This window comes from Mycobacterium sp. DL (assembly GCF_039729195.1).
In the GTDB taxonomy this organism is placed as follows: domain Bacteria; phylum Actinomycetota; class Actinomycetes; order Mycobacteriales; family Mycobacteriaceae; genus Mycobacterium; species Mycobacterium hippocampi_A.
In genome coordinates this window covers 1,474,954-1,490,300 of record NZ_CP155796.1, presented here as the reverse complement: position 1 = coordinate 1,490,300, position 15,347 = coordinate 1,474,954, and the positions used below count along the sequence as shown (strand labels likewise).

Below are 15,347 nucleotides of genomic sequence, written 5' to 3'. Positions count from 1 at the left end.
CGACTTCCTCCTTGAACTCGAACGATTAATCTTCCTCGCGGCCGCTCGTTCGGGGCTCAAAGCGGCCGACAGACGGCGAACTCCTGTACCATCAGTGACGGGGTAAAGCTGACCGCAGGTTCGGTGCTTGAGGCAATTTCCGCGGTAGGCAGCACATACATTCGGCCGTCCCGGGGGAAGCATTTTGCTATCTACGACTGACCTAGCTACTCGCCATACGCCTGTGATGCTCGGTCTCTTGGAAGCGACGCAGTACCGATTGGGATGCCACGCCACGCCGGCAGCGAACTGCGGACCGGATCGCGTTGCAGCGGCCACCGAGTCGCAAGCTTGCACGCCTAAGCTGGCCTCGAAGGCACAGGCACATTCGTATGATTGCTATACGCCACGACTCGCGACCGTCCGAATAATGGCACCCAGTTCGGCTGGAAGTTCGTGAACGCCCCCCTCCGCGCCATCACTCTGTCAAGGGTTTCACGGGAGATCTACTCTTGACGACCACAGTGGTTTTGGCCGGCATGTTCGCTTTGGGCCTCGCGATATTAGCGCTGCCTGCGCTTGGCTACCTTCGGATAACGACCGCTACGTTCCTCTTTGCCGCTGTAGTTGCGCCTTTCCCGATAATCGTGTGGAGTCCCGAAATACCTTCGGTAACGGGAATCGCTCACAACTCGCTAAGCGTGACCACCTATACTTTGACACTTTGTTTTCTGACCCTCGGGCTAGTTCGGCAGTGGAAGCGGAACGCGTGGTTGATGGCGTACGGGCTTGCGATCACTGCATACTTGCTGATCGGCCTCCTAACCGTATGGAGCGGGGCCGAGGCGCAGTGGGCTGGGGCGATCCACTGGATGTTCGCGCTGTTGGCGCTTGTTGCGGGTTATCAGTTTGGTTGGCAGCTGACACCTTATTTTTATCGCCAAGTAATCGGCCTCCTTTTAGGACTCTTTGCGATAAATGGGTTGTTATGTATTGCTCAGCTCGCTGGGTTGCCGGTGAGCCTATTCCCCGCCCAGTACATCGACAACATTGCGGACGGGCGGCCGATCGGTTCATTCTCGCACCCGTCGACCTTGGGTAAATTCGTCCTGATTTCGTTGATATTGGTATTGCCAGCTCTGCGAAGCTCCGACTACGTAAGTCGGCGCCTTGCTTGGGCATGTGTGGGCCTTGCTGTGCCGCTAGTTGCCTTGACGCTTGCCCGCGCGAACCTGACCGCAGTCGGCATAGCTATTTTGTTGTGGCTTGTCTTCGAAAGTAATAGCTGGACAAGAAAACCATTGCGGGTAGCACTCCTCTTGTTGGTGTTTGCGCTCTCCGCCCCAATAATCTCCGCGACTCTGGAGAGATTTTCCACGGACCCGGGCGGCGGAGACCGGGGGCGCATTTATCGCGCTGGTTTGGAACAGATCCAATCAAATTTCTGGGCAGGAACTGGGCCAAATTTCTACGTCGAGATTGTTGGTCAGTGGGATCAAATGACAGCCTGGGGGTACCCGCTTCACAATTCCTTTCTATACCCAGTAGCCGAACTAGGAATTATCGGAGGCGTCCTTTTTATGCTTCCAGTTTTTGTCGTCGGCGCTATCGCGGTGGTCGATTGTGTGGGAAGCACTAGTCCATCGCCGTGGTCGAAAGCCTACTTAGTTACGTTCCCGGGCATGATGATTATCGCGATGACCGGATGGGGCATGCTCATCGGAAGTACGCTGTGCCTTTGGTTTTTCGCGATAGGATTGTGCGCTGGCGGTATCACACAAAGGAACTCGGGTCTGTTCCCGTCGACGGATAGCGTGTCGCCTTCCGTCGGGCAATCGTTGCCGCGATTTGTCTCTGGCCAGCATCATTAACCTGGGGAAAAGTACAATTGCCCATTCAGCAACAAGTAACATAGCAGTGCTGTTATAGCGATTAACGTAAGAGTCACAACAGCAATCGGAAAAAAGTCGAGGTCGCGTTTTGGCCTTGGACGATTCTTCATCGACTCCCTAGCTGTGGAAACATTGTGTCGGAGCAAAGGGACTACGGCCCTGCCGTGTGTTTCCTGACGATCAGCAGAATAGGCACTTCTTGCCATTTCTATCGCCACTGTAACCTATGCCTACTCTGTCGCCTCACGTCTGCGCCTTCGTCCACCCTGCTCCACGACCTCGGGTGCCGGTCCTGGTGGCATGGGTGGTGGCGACGACTCAGACCGGAGTTCCCGGGCAGAGGACCGTCGGACACCTTCCTCTCCGTAGTAGCTATAGCTGTAACTATAAGATGAGTTCCCACGAGTTGGCATCATTGTGAACACCGCGCCTAGCAGTGGAGCGCCTACGCTTTCAAGACTTCCCACTGCGTGGGTAAGCTGCTCGCGTCTTGTCTGTCCAAATCGTGCCATTACAAGCACACCGTCTGCGCCAGCAGCGAGAATGGCAGCATCGGTCACAGCCAGGAGCGGTGTTGAATCCACGATGACGTAGTCGAACTTTGCGCGGAGTTCGCCCAGCAACTTTCTAGCTGATTGTGAGCCTAGTAGCTCACTTGGGTTGGGGGGAATGGCACCAGAAGTTAGGACAGTGAGGCCGGGAAAGCGTGTCCTTTGCAATGCCTCTTCAAGAGTCGCTGCACCACTCAATACAGTACTGAACCCCACCGGTTGTACGAGGTCCAGATACCTATGCAACATCGGCCGCCTCATATCACCGTCGACCAGCACAACCTTGTGCTCAGCTTCGGCCAGTGCCAGGGCGGTGTTAATTGCCGTTGTAGATTTTCCTTCATGCGGCATCGAGCTTGTCACGACTATCACGCGTGGGGGGTTGTCGACCGCTAAAAACTGCAGATTTGTGCGAAGTTTGCGAAATGCCTCAGCAATGGCCGAGTTATCGCTGTCGAATGATATGGCCGGCTGCTTCCGACGTTCCTTGTCGAGCGGAATGCTCCCAACGATGCCGGCTCCGGTTATTTCTTCAAGATTTCCTCGATCCTTGACTGTGTTGTCGAGGACATCGCGGAGTATCGCAAGGCCGACTCCCAGGAGCACGCCGGCGGCAAGTCCGATCGCGATGTTTCGCATCGTTTTCGGTACCACTGGGTCGCTAGGGATCGATGCGCGCTGCTCCACAACTACCCGGGAATCTGGGGGAGAACCGTCTTGAGGCATCTCTAGTTCACGTACCATTGCGACAAATTCATCGGACAACGTATTGGCAATATCCCTTGCCCGCACTGGTGATTCGTCGAGAACCTCGACGTCGATCAAGACTGTATCTAGTTTCGCACTCGCTTTGACGTTCTCCTGCAATTGTGCCGCCGATATGTCGAGGCCAAGTTTGTCGATGGTCCGCTGCGCCAGGGTCGTTCCCATGAGCAGTTCGGCGTAGGACAACACACGCTCTTGCGAGAAACGGTTCCCCTGATAGGTCTCAGCCAACGTTGAGCCTGCTGCGGTGGACACGAACAAGCGGGTTGAGGCCTCGTACTGCGGAGTAGTGAGCATGCTAAACGACACTGCCCCAAGCACCGCGACGGCTATCGTCACGCATACGGTGATCCACCGGGCGCGTAATAACTTTACGTAGTCTTGCAGGTTCAACGCGACCCCTTTGCCGTCAATTGCCTCTTGGCCCGCTCGATATTCCATCCGCCGCGATCGATGTCGAGAGTGTCTGTGTTACTCAGGCGAGGGCGACTTCCAGTTATCTCGAGCGTCTTGGCACCGATGTTGTGTGAGTGATGGCGTCGACCAAGGAAGGAAGCCGGGATGTGTTTCAGTCCTCTGCCCGCAAGGCTCAACCCATGCACTCAGGCACCATCACCTTCGGGACGACTGTTTCCACCAATGGCTGGCTTGGCGCTCGTGGTTTTCCCGGCGCAGTTGGCTCTGACATCTGGAAGCTGACGTCAGCGGATTGCCCGGGCGGAATGATGACTTGCGCCTCGAAAACGGGATGTCCGCGTTCCGTATTCACGATCGCCGGCACCCGCTCACCGTTGAGGATCACACTCGACAGTTCTGCGCCTTGGGTCGCGAACAGACGCACTGATGTGATGTTCGTGCCTTTCGGCACCTCGATCAGTAGCTCGGGAGCAAGGCCCACAGCGCCGGCTACATAATCCGGCAGTGGCTCATTGGGCACAGTATTGGTGAGTTTCACATTAACTGTGGAGGATCGCGTTTCACCGTTGCACTCATCTGCGGCGTATTCGATCTCGGTCCTCAGGTAGTAATCGAGCTTGTTCCCGCCGAGGTTGTTGATGACCACCGCAGCGTACGGAGCTGCATCACCCGGAAGCACATGGGCCAACGAAGTCCCTTCAAGCAGTTCCTGCTCTTCTGGCACCGCACTCCAAACGGCGATGCGACGTTCGCCGACAGCCTTGCCCAGGGCGTCCATCAATTGCCGAGGTGACCGCACCGAACCCGTCATCTTGGTAACGACAGCGTTGGCGATGTCTTGCAGGTACTGCTTCCGCGCTACTTGGTCGGTGGGGAAACGACTGTAGGCCGTGGATTCGGTTAATTCGACGACATTGTCCCTCGAAACAACCTCGCCGTCCGGCATCGTCACCGGCCCGACAGCTCCGAGGATGTAGCTCAAAGCCACTGGGTCGATGACGATTACGCCGTCCACCTCCACGCCGGTCTGCTCGGCGAACATGCCCTTCCATATCTGAGCGGCATAAGGAAAGTGCGGGCTTAGGTTGCTGTTGCGGAAGTCTGTGAACGGTTGGGCATAGCCGTACTGTTGGTCGTATTCAAGCCCGAGATCGACGGCCGTCAACGCGTCAGCTAGATCGGTGTTCGGAGCCAGGGTGTCGACGGTGGGCACGCCGTTGTCGAATCGAAGGATCCCATATCCGCCGAGCAGTCCACCGGTTCCACGCGCTTCAGCGTTAGTCTGGAAACCCATGAAATAGGTACGTGGTCCGTCTACGCCCATCATCGACGGAACCAAGCGCGCTGCCAAAGCGGCATTCTCGATGACAGAGGTGATACCGGAAATCTGGCCCTGCAGTTCGGTACGCGCATCACTCATGAGCGACACGTATCGGGGATCCGAGATCGCAGCGGCATCGCCGTTGAGACGTGTGGCGTTGGTGGACAACTCGCGCAGTTGGGGTTCTTGGTTGCGGAGTAGGTCGACGTCTACCCGACCATCTTGGTATAGCCGTTCGGGGGAGATCGCAACGCCGACGTCGGCCGCGGGTCTTAGAACGTCTGCCGCGAGACCAAGGACAACATCGGTGACCTGTTGGCCAGTTTTGAACGGGCTACCCAGCCACGGAACTCCGGCAATGATGTTCCATGCCAGGGAGTGGGTGGCGTCGCGGGCCGCCTCTGCTCGAACAAGCGCATCGTCGGCTGACTGCGACGCGGCCTCCGTATTTCCCTCTAGTAGGGCCTCTTTGGCGTCCTGAGCACTAACCCGGGCTTGCTCCAGGTTCGACTTGGCTTGGAAGGCGCCGACTGCTGCCCAGCATCCCAACCCGAGCACGACAAGAACCGCCAGCGCAGTTCCCCAAAGGAATTCGCGGCGACGGACCAACCCAGGGAGCCGTCGCCGGCCTTCGTCGTAACCCGGTTCTGCGTCGTCGCTGTCCTCGCCATTGGAATTCTGATCAGATTGGCGTCGCGGAAAAAATCGCACTCAGAGTTCCCTGTGAATAGTTGAAGCCTGCACGTCAATGGCACGACGCACAGGCTTCAGCTCTATAGATGTGATTTCTGGCCAGCGCTCAGGTCGCTAGCAGGCTCCCCGCGTCACCGTTCCGTACGGTCCGGCGGATATTCCCTGACCGTCCCTGCAGACGCTGAAGGAGAGCTCGCCGAATGCTGCTCGCCGCACCTCAAGTTGCTCAATCCTGTTCTCCCAGAATGAAGCGAAGATCGAATCGGGATTTCTTGCCAACCTCGATTCATACCTCGCGATTGTGGTATCCGTCCAGTGGGTGGCGGTCCTGGTCAAGCTGGCAGCAATCTGAACCGAGGTGACCTGGAAGAACCAGATGAAATCGCCAGGCGCCTGAGGAAGGTCGCCGGCGATCTGTACAGGAGCAGCCGGAATCTCCACTGCGGGAGCAGCGTTCGCGGCGGCGGGAGCGAAGGCGGTGGTGGCGGCAATCGCAACAGCGGCGGCACCCACCTGGAATTTAGTCGTGATGGCAGTCATTTTGGTCCCCCCAAAAGTTTTTTAGTTCCCCTGATGTTGCTGGAAGCTTCTCAGACTCCCCGCACCCTGTCAACTGGAACGCCCGGGTTCGCCGAACTTTTTCCGCAAAATCGAAAAAACGCATGACCAGCGGGTCTCCACCTTCAGCTACGCCATCCGAGGCGCCAGCAGGAACGCCTGCGTACCCCCTACGCAACATCCCGACATCACCCTATCGAGTGTTTGCTGGGGAGTTATCTACCAACCATTTCCTCAGGATGGAGGCTTTTCCAGGGGTATAACGATGGTGGCTAAGAGTGCACGGTGATCGGCGGTGCGCAGAGAGATCGTTTGATCGAGGCCACCGAGGCGTTCCGCGCCAGCACAAGATCGATGTTGGTGAGCGGGGGTACCCACGGATACGAGGGGTAGGTCGGCCCCGGTCCGGAACCCGTCTGCGCGAAAGCATCTCGGTACCCGTCGCTCAGCAGTTGTCGAAACTGCCGCATGCTGGGAGTGCTGTTGAAATCGCCCTCGACGATGACGGATCCCTCCCCCGCCTCTACGGCGAGGCCCTCCATCCGGCCTTTCGCGGCAGTGATGCCCGCCCGCCACCCGCCGAAGGCTCTGCCGTAGAAAGTCAAAGGGTTCATGACATGCACGCTGGCGACGACGGGGGGCGACCTGGCCGTCTGAGATGTGAACCATGGCCGCCACCATGCTTCCACCTTTCAGCGGCGCAATCACCTCTGTCCTGCTTACTACCAACGTATTTGGATGCCAATCGCAACCGCCAAGACCACCACGGCGATCACAGAGGTCGCGACGCGGCGGCCCAACACCGAGAGCACCAGAGCGACCGCGGCCAGAACCACGGCACACGGCGCACTCACCGCCACCAGGAGCGCGATGTTGTTAGTCAGGTGAAGCTGGCGGACGACGAGGGAAACCGACGCGTTTGTGAGAGCCAGAACCGCCACCCAGCGGCCGAGCCTGCGACGCAAGCGGCGATGCCTGCCGGATGAGAGGTGTGTCCTCCCCGCACGGAGTGGCGACATCACACGACCATCTCGACTTTCTAAGGGACTCGTAAGGGCCAATCGCGACGGCCGATCTCTGCGCCGATACCATCAGTTCCCATGACCAGCGTGACTGAGCCTGCAGCCGAGCACGAGATCGACATCCACACCACCGCCGGGAAGCTGGCCGATCTGCGCAAGCGCGCCGAGGAGGCCCTACACCCGGTCGGCGAGACCGCCGTGGAGAAGGTGCACGCCAAAGGCAAGCTGACCGCCCGCGAACGCATCCTCGCACTGCTCGACGAGGACTCGTTCGTCGAACTCGACGCGCTCGCCAAGCACCGCTCCACCAACTTCGGCCTCGACAAGAACCGCCCCACCGGCGACGGTGTGGTCACCGGCTACGGCACCATCGACGGCCGCGACGTCTGCATCTTCAGCCAGGACGCCACCGTGTTCGGCGGGTCCCTCGGCGAGGTGTACGGCGAGAAAATCGTCAAGGTCCAGGAACTGGCGCTGAAGACCGGCCGCCCGCTGATCGGCATCAACGACGGCGCCGGCGCCCGCATCCAGGAGGGCGTCGTCTCCCTGGGCCTCTACAGCCGGATCTTCCGCAACAACATCCTGGCCTCCGGCGTCATCCCGCAGATCTCGCTGATCATGGGCGCCGCGGCCGGCGGGCACGTCTACTCCCCCGCGCTCACCGACTTCGTCATCATGGTCGACCAGAGCAGCCAGATGTTCATCACCGGACCCGACGTCATCAAGACCGTCACCGGCGAGGACGTCACCATGGAGGAACTCGGCGGCGCCCACACCCACATGGCCAAGTCGGGCACCGTGCACTACGTCGCCTCCGGCGAGCAGGACGCCCTGGACTACGTCCGCGACCTGCTGGGCTACCTGCCCCCCAACAGCTACGCCGAGCCGCCGCGCTACCCGGCGCCGGCCCCCGGCCCGATCGAAGAGGGCATCACCGACGAGGACCTCGAACTCGACACGCTGATCCCGGATTCGCCGAACCAGCCCTACGACATGCACGAGGTCATCACCCGCATCCTCGACGACGACGAGTTCCTCGAGGTGCAGGCGGGTTACGCCGGCAACATCATCGTCGGGTTCGGCCGCGTCGACGGCCGTCCGGTCGGCATCGTGGCCAACCAGCCCACCCAGTTCGCCGGCTGCCTGGACATCAACGCCTCGGAGAAGGCCGCACGGTTCGTGCGGACCTGCGACTGCTTCAACATCCCAATCGTCATGCTGGTCGACGTGCCGGGCTTCCTGCCGGGCACCGAGCAGGAGTACAACGGCATCATCCGCCGCGGCGCCAAGCTGCTCTACGCCTACGGCGAGGCCACCGTCGCGAAGATCACCGTCATCACCCGCAAGGCCTACGGCGGCGCGTACTGCGTGATGGGGTCCAAGGACATGGGATGTGACGTCAACGTCGCCTGGCCGACCGCTCAGATCGCCGTAATGGGCGCCTCAGGCGCGGTGGGCTTCGTCTACCGCGGCCAACTCAAGGAGGCGGCCAAGAACGGTGACGACGTCGATGCGCTGCGCCTGGAGCTGCAACAGACCTACGAGGACACTTTGGTGAACCCGTACATCGCCGCCGAGCGTGGCTACGTCGACGCGGTCATCCCGCCGTCGCAGACCCGCGGCTACATCGGCACCGCACTGCGGCTGCTGGAGCGCAAGGTCGTGCAGACCCCGCCGAAGAAGCACGGCAACATCCCGCTCTGATCACCAGCGATCTGGGGTAGCACCAACACTTCTCTGAGAGGCCGCAATGGACCACACCGCCGACATCGTCGAGGTCTCCGACCCGCGGGACATGACGATCGACGACCCGCCCGCCCCGGACCCGCATTTCCACGTCGTCAAGGGTGCTCCCACGACGGAGGAGATCGCCGCCCTGGTGACCGTGCTGGCCGGTGCCGGCGGTGGCGCCGCCGGCCAGCCCGGCCCACAGGAGCTCAACCTGTGGGGCCACCCGGTGGACAAGCTGCGCTACAACACCTCCAGTTGGCAGCGGGTGACCTTGCTGGAGCGCACGCATATGCGGCGATGAGCGCTCGCGCGAAGAGCAGACGGCAGCGATGACCCGGGTCGTCCTGGGGTCGGCATCGTCGGGCCGGCTGCGGGTGCTGCGTCAGGCCGGCATCGATCCGCTGGTCATCGTCTCCCACGTCGACGAGGATGCACTGCTCGCGTCATTCGAGCCGGAGACTCCGCCCGAGGCGGTGGTGGCCAAGCTCGCCAACGCCAAAGCGCTCAGCGTCGCCGCCCAACTTCCGGAGGATGTCGCCGCGGACTGCGTGGTCATCGGCTGCGATTCGATGCTGTACCGGGACGGCGAGTTGTACGGCAAGCCAGGTTCCGCAGTGGCCGCGCGCCTGCAATGGCAGTCGATGGCCGGCACCACCGGCCACCTGCTGACCGGGCACGCACTGCTGCGGATCACCGCGGGGGTCATCACCCACACCGCAGGCGATACCGGCAGCACCACAGTGCATTTCGGCGAGCCCTCCGAAGAGGAGCTGACCGGCTATGTGGACAGCGGTGAACCCCTAGATGTGGCAGGCGCATTCACGTTGGACGGCCTGGGCGGATGGTTCATTGAGAAGATCGAAGGCGACCCGTCCAATGTCATCGGGCTGAGTCTGCCGGTGATGCACCGCTTGCTGCGCAGCGCCGGGTTGTCCGTCTTGGATCTGTGGACCTCGTCGCATTGTGGTAGCCCAGGCACTGCGCCTGGGCCTTAAACCAGCAAGCTATCGGCAGCTAGCTTGGTTGAAGCGCTTGACGTAAAGGATGACCCTCTTTGTCGACTGAGAAATCGTCCCGCCCGCAGACGGCGTCTGCGAGCAGACCGCCCAGTTCGACTGGTTGATCACCTCTTGGCCGTTTCTCAGATCGATAAGTCGCAGGTCGATCTCGGCGTCGCCGGTCACATCGCGAACAGCCTTGACGGCCTGGCTCAGCACCGTATTTCGCACGTTCGGCATCACCCAGACCTCGGTGGGCGCCTGCGGCGCAACCACCACCGGCGCCGCCATCGCAGGCGCTGCTAAACCTACGGTCGGCGCGAACATTGCACACGAAATCGCCATCACGCCGAACACTTGCTTACGCACCATCTGCCCCCTCGAATCTGTCCCAACCCCCTAGGGACAGTATCCGAATGAACAGCAGAAGTCGGTCACAAAACGGTCTCGTCGGGTTTGCTCGGCGAGATTTCGATCTTGACCCGCGCAAACCCGGCCGCGCGAGAAGCGGCGGCGGCTACGCGCAGCTCGAGTCGTGGGGTCGCTGAACCGCGAGGACCACCTTCAACGTCTCCTGCGAGATCTTGGCGCCCTCTTTCGGCGACTGCCCGCAGACGACCCAGTCCTCCTGGTTGATCACCGGTTGATCACCCTTCGCGACTGTTCCGATGTTGAGGGCCACCGGTGCGGTGACGTCCGAAACGGTGATGATCGCGTGCTTGAGCACCATCCCGTCGACGTCAGGCATCACCCACGTCATGTCGTCGGATCCGGTGGTGTGGATCTTGCCGTCTCTGGCCGCAACCGCAGGCCCAGCGGCCCCGATGGTTCCGGCGGTCAGAGCGCAGGTGGCCACCACTGCCGCGATGATGCTGTTCTTCATAGTCATTCCTTTGAGGTCAGTGAACCCAAAACCATTGCGGCAGTGTCTGATTCCCTCGTTGGACTCAGCGACGTGCGGCTTGTCGAAAAACGCTCCAGCTTTTGGCTGGTCAGGGGTAACGATAAGGCGCAAATCCGCTCGCCGACGAAATCCCAAGCAGATCAACAGAAACGCCGCAGGAACCTGGCAGCCGGCGCGATTCCGCTGGCCCCCGAGCACCAGCGCCCGGCGCAGTGATCCGAGTCACAGAACTATTGCCATAGCGCACGCTGCGGTAGTTTTGGCGAAGATCTGACGCACGCGAATATTCAGCCGGGGGGCCTTCGTCATGACCACTGCGCTCGACAGATATCGGGAAACATCAGAACGCCGTCGCCGCAGAGCGGAACGAGCAAACATTCGTCTGGATATCCAAGGTTTGCGGGCCGTGGCCATCCTCGCGGTGCTCGCCTACCACCTGTGGGGCGTCCCGCAAGGCGGGTTCGTCGGCATCGACGTCTTCTTCGTCATCTCCGGTTTCCTCGTCACCGACAGCCTGCTGCGCCACACCGAGCAGACCGGTCGTGTGGACTTCCGGGACTTCTACTGGAACCGCGTCCGCCGGATCGTCCCGGCGGCCACCATCGTGCTGATCCTGACCTGGGCCGTCTCGGTGTATGTACTTCCGCCCCCCGGAGCACGTGAGGTCGGCGTCGACGCAGTGTTCGCGTTCTTCTTCATCGCGAACTGGCACTTTGCTGCCGGGGATACGAGTTACCTTACGGCGGCCGAAGCGGTTTCGCCCGTCCAGCACTACTGGGCGCTGGCGGTCGAGGAGCAGTTCTATCTCGTGTGGCCCGCACTGATCTTTGTCGCCACCCTTGTTGCGGTTCGTAAGGCGTGGTCCAGCGGTCGCTGGATGCTGCTGACCGGCGCCGTCATGGGAGTGGTCGTCGGCGCGTCCCTGGGGTGGGCGCTCTACCAGAGCGCGACGTCTCCGTCGTGGGCGTTCTTCAGCACCCTCACCCGGGTGTGGGAGTTGGGCATCGGCGCGATGCTGGCGACCGCGGTAGGCGTGCTCGCCACGATGCCGGACATTCTTCGGCCGGTGTTGTCGTGGGTGGGACTGGGCCTCGTCGGCGCCGGCATGGTCCTCATCGACGGCACCGCGGGCTTCCCGGCGCCGTGGGCGCTGCTGCCGGTGGCCGGTGCGGCGATGGTGATCGCAGCCGGCGTCGGAACCGAACCGAAATTCCAGGTTCTGCTCCGCAACCGCGTCAGCACCTATGTGGGCGACCTGGCGTATTCGCTGTACCTGATGCACTGGCCGGTGATCATCTTCCTCACGGCCTTGATGGCGACCAGCGTGAACTTCTACGTCTGCGTGCTGGCGCTGACCTTCGGGCTGGCGATCGCGTCGTACCACTTCGTCGAGAACCCGCTGCGGTTCGCCAGCCGGGAAGCGATCCGCGACGCCCGACATGCCATGCGCCACGGCCTGTTCGAGACCCAGCGTTCCACCAAGGTCGCGGTGGTGGCGTCGCTGGGGCTGCTGGCGGTCGCGCTGATCAGCTACGCCATGCGGCCCGACGCGTTCGAGCCTCCCGCGCCCGCCGAGGCGGCCGTCGTTCAGGCGCGCTGAAAGCTCAGCGTCTCGCCGCGCACGCCGCCCATCCACAGGTCCTGGCACGCCGCGGCCATCTCGTCGAGGCCGTCGATGATCTCGCCGAACACATTGCCGGGTATCCAGCCCTGGTCGCCGTTGATGAGCAGGTTGTTGCGCCCGTAGAACAGCGCCAGGTCGACGATCCCGCCGGTCGTCCCGGTGCCGGTGGTGTTCTCGTACCCGTACGCCGGGTTGCCCAGGTCGTCGGAGTCGAACGAAAACCAGCACAGGTCACCGGGAATCGGTGTGACCGTGGTGTTCTCCTTGCCCGGGTCGGCGCCCGAGAACGCCGGCAGCAGCGTGTAGATCTCGTTGCGGGCATATTTGCCATGGAACACCTGCGAGGACAACGGCAGCGCATCCCACACCGCCGCACACGTCCGCGGCGCCTGCTCGTCGAGAAGCCGGGCCGTGCACGACACACCCCGCTTGTCCAGCGAGACGGTGATCAGTCTGCTCTGGGTCATGTGAAGTCCTCCTGGGCCACGAGTGTTGGTGTGCGACGGTGCCATTCGGTGGCTTCCTGGTATGCCTGACCGACCCGCAGCACCAGCGCGTCGGCGTGCCGAGGGCCGACGATCTGCAGGCCGACCGGCAGGCCCGCGGCGGTGAACCCGCACGGCACGCTCAGCGCGGGCTGCTGGGTCATGTTGAACGGATAGGTGTAGGGCGTCCAACTCGTCCAGTTCGGCGACGCCGACCCGTCCGGCACGTCCTGGCCCACCGGGAACGCGGGCAGCGGCAGCGTCGGCGTCAGCAGCACGTCGTAGCTCTGATGGAACCGACCCATCAACTGCCCCAACCGCATTCGCACCGCCGTCGCATCGAGGTAGTCCGACGCCGACAGCGTCTCCCCGATCTGCGCGGTGCGCAGCAGTCCGGGATCGGCGCGGCCTGCCAAGCCCGCGAGATCGCCGTAGCCCTCCAGCACCTTGGCCTCCCCCGAGAACCACAGCACATGGAACGCCTCCACCGGGTCGCCGAACTCCGGATCGACCTCCTCGACCACCGCGCCCGCGTCGGCCAGCACCGCCACCGCGGCCCGCACTGCGGCGTCGACCTCCGGGTCGTTGTGGCCGAAGCCGAGGTTCGGTGAGTAGCCGATCCGCAGGCCCGCGACCCCGGCGTCGAGTCCGTCGAGGAACGACCCCGTCGGCGTCGGCAGCGCCGACCAGTCCCGCCCGTCGAACCCGGTGATCACATCCATCAGGGCCGCGGTGTCGCGCACCGTGCGGGTCATCGGACCCGAATGCGCCAGCGTCCCGAACGGACTGGCCGGGTAGTGCGGGATCAGGCCGAACGTCGGCTTCAGCGCGACCGTCCCGGTGAACGCCGCCGGAATGCGCACGGAGCCACCACCGTCGGTGCCCACCGACCACGGCCCCATCCCCAGTCCGACCGCCGCCGCGCTGCCGCCACTGGACCCGCCCGCCGTCACCGCCGGATCCCACGGGTTGCCGGTGGCGCCGAAGCGCAGCGAGTCGGTGACACCCTTCCACGCGTACTCCGGTGACGTCGTCTTGCCGAGGATCACCGCGCCGGTCTCCCGCAACCGCGCCACACACGGCGAGTCCTCGTCCCACGGCCCCGCCGGGTCGATCAGGGCGCTGCCCCGCAGCGTCGGCCACCCCCGCGTCAGGAACACGTCCTTGATCGACGTCGGAACCCCGTCACCCGGTCCGAGCGACTCGCCCGCATGCCACCGCGCCTCCGAGGCTTTGGCCGCAGCGAGCGCACCCTCGGCGTCCACCAACACGAAGGCGTTGACCGCCGGGTTGTGGGCGTCGATCGCGTCCAGCGCGGCGCGGGTCGCCTCGACCGGCGAGATCGTCCGATCCCGGTATCCCGCAACAAGTTCGGTGGCCTCGAACATCACGCGGCCCCGCCCGGGACATAACCCAGTTTCTTGTCGACGACGTTGTGCAGCGGTTCGCCGGCCAGCCAGCGACGGGCGTTGGCGGCGAACTGGGCGGCCAACTCGTCGCGCCAGCCGATCACGTCGGCCGACATGTGCGCGGTGATCGTCGTGTTCGGGGCGTCCCACAGCGGGTGCTCGGCAGGCAGCGGTTCGGTGTCGAACACGTCGAGCGTCGCTCCCCCGATCTGTCCCTGCGTCAACGCCGTCAGCAGTGCCGCCTGGTCGACCATCGGGCCGCGGGCGATGTTGATCAGATGCGCGTCGGGTTTCATCGCGTCCAACACTGCCTGGTCCACCATGCCGCGGGTCGCCGGGGTCAGCGGCGCGGCCAGGACCAGGTGGTCACACCACCCCGCGTGCGCGGCCAACTCGGCGCTGTCCACGATTTCGCCGAAGTCCGGATCGTCGGCGACGGGTCGGCGGCCCGCGCCGCGCACCACCATGCCGGCCGCGCGCAACAGCTTGGCGATCTCACGGCCGATGCCGCCGGTGCCGACCACCAGCGCGGTGGCGCCGGTGATGCTGCGGGTCTCGCGGTGTCGCCACTCGTGGCGGCGCTGCAGGTCGAAGCTGGTGCGGCTGTCCTTGGCGTGGGCCAGCACGGCGCCGAGCACGTACTCGGCCAGCGGCCGGTCGAACACCCCGCGGGCATTGGTCACCACGACGTCGGAGTTGCGCAGGTCGTCGAACAGCAGCGTGTCGACCCCGGCGGCGGTGATGTGAATCCACTCGAGGTCGCCGGCGTCGGACCAGACGTCGCGCACGGCGGTCGAGAAGTAGTCCCAAAGCAGCAGTCCCCGGGCTCCGCGGACCGCGTCGGCGAGCCCGTCGGCGGCACAAAAACGCAGGTCAACATCGATATCGTCGAGCCCGGGTGGCCGGTCGTCGGCTTTGGCGCACAGCACCGCCACCACCGGTCTTGTTCGAGGCACGGGGACGAGGCTAGGAACCTGACCGTCCGATTGTCAACAATC

16 protein-coding genes are annotated in these 15,347 nt (G+C 62.9%); 7 read left to right on the top strand and 9 right to left on the bottom strand.

Going from position 1 to position 15,347, the window contains the following annotated elements:
• The first annotated feature begins 491 nt into the window (after positions 1–491).
• Positions 492–1,850, top strand: a complete 1,359-nt coding sequence (locus tag ABDC78_RS07300; RefSeq protein ID WP_178360990.1) for an O-antigen ligase family protein — start codon at positions 492–494, stop codon at positions 1,848–1,850.
• Between the two features lie 251 nt (positions 1,851–2,101).
• On the opposite strand, the gene ABDC78_RS07295 is transcribed toward ABDC78_RS07300, so the two are convergent.
• From ABDC78_RS07295 to ABDC78_RS07280, 4 genes are all read right to left on the bottom strand, one after another.
• Positions 2,102–3,580 (bottom strand): polysaccharide biosynthesis tyrosine autokinase, encoded by a 1,479-nt coding sequence (locus ABDC78_RS07295; protein ID WP_178360991.1) that lies wholly within the window; start codon positions 3,578–3,580, stop codon positions 2,102–2,104.
• 196 nt (positions 3,581–3,776) lie between these two features.
• Positions 3,777–5,498, bottom strand: coding sequence for a DUF4012 domain-containing protein (locus ABDC78_RS07290; RefSeq protein ID WP_256736343.1), 1,722 nt, complete (start codon positions 5,496–5,498; stop codon positions 3,777–3,779).
• 234 nt (positions 5,499–5,732) lie between these two features.
• Positions 5,733–6,158 (bottom strand): hypothetical protein, encoded by a 426-nt coding sequence (locus ABDC78_RS07285; protein WP_178360992.1) that lies wholly within the window; start codon positions 6,156–6,158, stop codon positions 5,733–5,735.
• A gap of 290 nt (positions 6,159–6,448) precedes the next feature.
• On the bottom strand, positions 6,449–6,790 hold the full coding sequence (locus tag ABDC78_RS07280) for an endonuclease/exonuclease/phosphatase family protein (protein WP_178360993.1): 342 nt from the start codon (positions 6,788–6,790) through the stop codon (positions 6,449–6,451).
• A gap of 124 nt (positions 6,791–6,914) precedes the next feature.
• Here ABDC78_RS07280 and ABDC78_RS07275 point away from each other — a divergent pair, with 124 nt between their 5' ends.
• The 4 genes from ABDC78_RS07275 to ABDC78_RS07260 all read left to right on the top strand — a co-directional run bounded on the left by ABDC78_RS07275 (position 6,915) and on the right by ABDC78_RS07260 (position 9,924).
• On the top strand, positions 6,915–7,064 hold the full coding sequence (locus ABDC78_RS07275; RefSeq protein WP_178360994.1) for a hypothetical protein: 150 nt from the start codon (positions 6,915–6,917) through the stop codon (positions 7,062–7,064).
• A gap of 212 nt (positions 7,065–7,276) precedes the next feature.
• A complete protein-coding gene (locus ABDC78_RS07270) occupies positions 7,277–8,902 on the top strand; it encodes an acyl-CoA carboxylase subunit beta (RefSeq protein WP_178360995.1) in 1,626 nt (541 codons plus the stop codon).
• Between the two features lie 46 nt (positions 8,903–8,948).
• Positions 8,949–9,230 carry an acyl-CoA carboxylase subunit epsilon gene (locus ABDC78_RS07265; RefSeq protein WP_178360996.1) on the top strand — a complete coding sequence of 94 codons (282 nt, stop codon included), beginning with the start codon at positions 8,949–8,951 and terminating at the stop codon, positions 9,228–9,230.
• A 28-nt stretch (positions 9,231–9,258) separates the two neighbouring features.
• Positions 9,259–9,924: a nucleoside triphosphate pyrophosphatase gene (locus tag ABDC78_RS07260; protein WP_178360997.1), complete on the top strand. Its 666-nt coding sequence runs from the start codon at positions 9,259–9,261 to the stop codon at positions 9,922–9,924.
• Positions 9,925–9,933: 9 nt separating this feature from the next.
• Here the strand turns inward: ABDC78_RS07260 and ABDC78_RS07255 are convergent, their stop codons facing one another.
• Entirely contained in the window at positions 9,934–10,296 is a 363-nt protein-coding gene (locus tag ABDC78_RS07255) for a hypothetical protein (RefSeq protein ID WP_178360998.1), read from the bottom strand.
• 148 nt (positions 10,297–10,444) lie between these two features.
• Entirely contained in the window at positions 10,445–10,810 is a 366-nt protein-coding gene (locus tag ABDC78_RS07250) for a hypothetical protein (protein WP_178360999.1), read from the bottom strand.
• A gap of 42 nt (positions 10,811–10,852) precedes the next feature.
• On the opposite strand from ABDC78_RS07250, the gene ABDC78_RS07245 reads away from it, so the two are divergent.
• On the top strand, positions 10,853–11,047 hold the full coding sequence (locus ABDC78_RS07245; protein WP_178361000.1) for a hypothetical protein: 195 nt from the start codon (positions 10,853–10,855) through the stop codon (positions 11,045–11,047).
• 190 nt (positions 11,048–11,237) lie between these two features.
• Positions 11,238–12,431: an acyltransferase gene (locus ABDC78_RS07240; protein WP_347133353.1), complete on the top strand. Its 1,194-nt coding sequence runs from the start codon at positions 11,238–11,240 to the stop codon at positions 12,429–12,431.
• On the opposite strand, the gene ABDC78_RS07235 is transcribed toward ABDC78_RS07240, so the two are convergent.
• The 3 genes from ABDC78_RS07235 to ABDC78_RS07225 are packed head-to-tail and all read right to left on the bottom strand — an operon-like array spanning position 12,419 to position 15,305.
• Complete coding sequence (locus ABDC78_RS07235; RefSeq protein ID WP_178361002.1) at positions 12,419–12,922, bottom strand: DUF3830 family protein; 504 nt, start codon at positions 12,920–12,922, stop codon at positions 12,419–12,421. The two genes, ABDC78_RS07240 and ABDC78_RS07235, sit on opposite strands and share 13 nt — an antisense overlap.
• Positions 12,919–14,328: an amidase gene (locus ABDC78_RS07230; protein ID WP_178361003.1), complete on the bottom strand. Its 1,410-nt coding sequence runs from the start codon at positions 14,326–14,328 to the stop codon at positions 12,919–12,921. Before ABDC78_RS07230 ends, ABDC78_RS07235 begins: the two co-directional genes overlap by 4 nt.
• On the bottom strand, positions 14,328–15,305 hold the full coding sequence (locus tag ABDC78_RS07225; RefSeq protein WP_347133351.1) for a D-2-hydroxyacid dehydrogenase: 978 nt from the start codon (positions 15,303–15,305) through the stop codon (positions 14,328–14,330). The genes ABDC78_RS07230 and ABDC78_RS07225 overlap by 1 nt, the downstream gene beginning before the upstream one ends.
• Positions 15,306–15,347: the final 42 nt, after the last annotated feature.

Bases quoted from the DNA above. Each gene is read 5' to 3' on its own strand.
- ABDC78_RS07265 (WP_178360996.1), top strand. From the start codon at position 8,949: ATGGACCACACCGCCGACATCGTCGAGGTCTCCGACCCGCGGGACATG.
- ABDC78_RS07270 (WP_178360995.1), top strand. From the start codon at position 7,277: ATGACCAGCGTGACTGAGCCTGCAGCCGAGCACGAGATCGACATCCAC.
- ABDC78_RS07275 (WP_178360994.1), top strand. From the start codon at position 6,915: ATGCCAATCGCAACCGCCAAGACCACCACGGCGATCACAGAGGTCGCG.
- ABDC78_RS07280 (WP_178360993.1), bottom strand. From the start codon at position 6,790: ATGAACCCTTTGACTTTCTACGGCAGAGCCTTCGGCGGGTGGCGGGCG.
- ABDC78_RS07285 (WP_178360992.1), bottom strand. From the start codon at position 6,158: ATGACTGCCATCACGACTAAATTCCAGGTGGGTGCCGCCGCTGTTGCG.
- ABDC78_RS07260 (WP_178360997.1), top strand. From the start codon at position 9,259: ATGACCCGGGTCGTCCTGGGGTCGGCATCGTCGGGCCGGCTGCGGGTG.
- ABDC78_RS07250 (WP_178360999.1), bottom strand. From the start codon at position 10,810: ATGAAGAACAGCATCATCGCGGCAGTGGTGGCCACCTGCGCTCTGACC.
- ABDC78_RS07235 (WP_178361002.1), bottom strand. From the start codon at position 12,922: ATGACCCAGAGCAGACTGATCACCGTCTCGCTGGACAAGCGGGGTGTG.
- ABDC78_RS07230 (WP_178361003.1), bottom strand. From the start codon at position 14,328: ATGTTCGAGGCCACCGAACTTGTTGCGGGATACCGGGATCGGACGATC.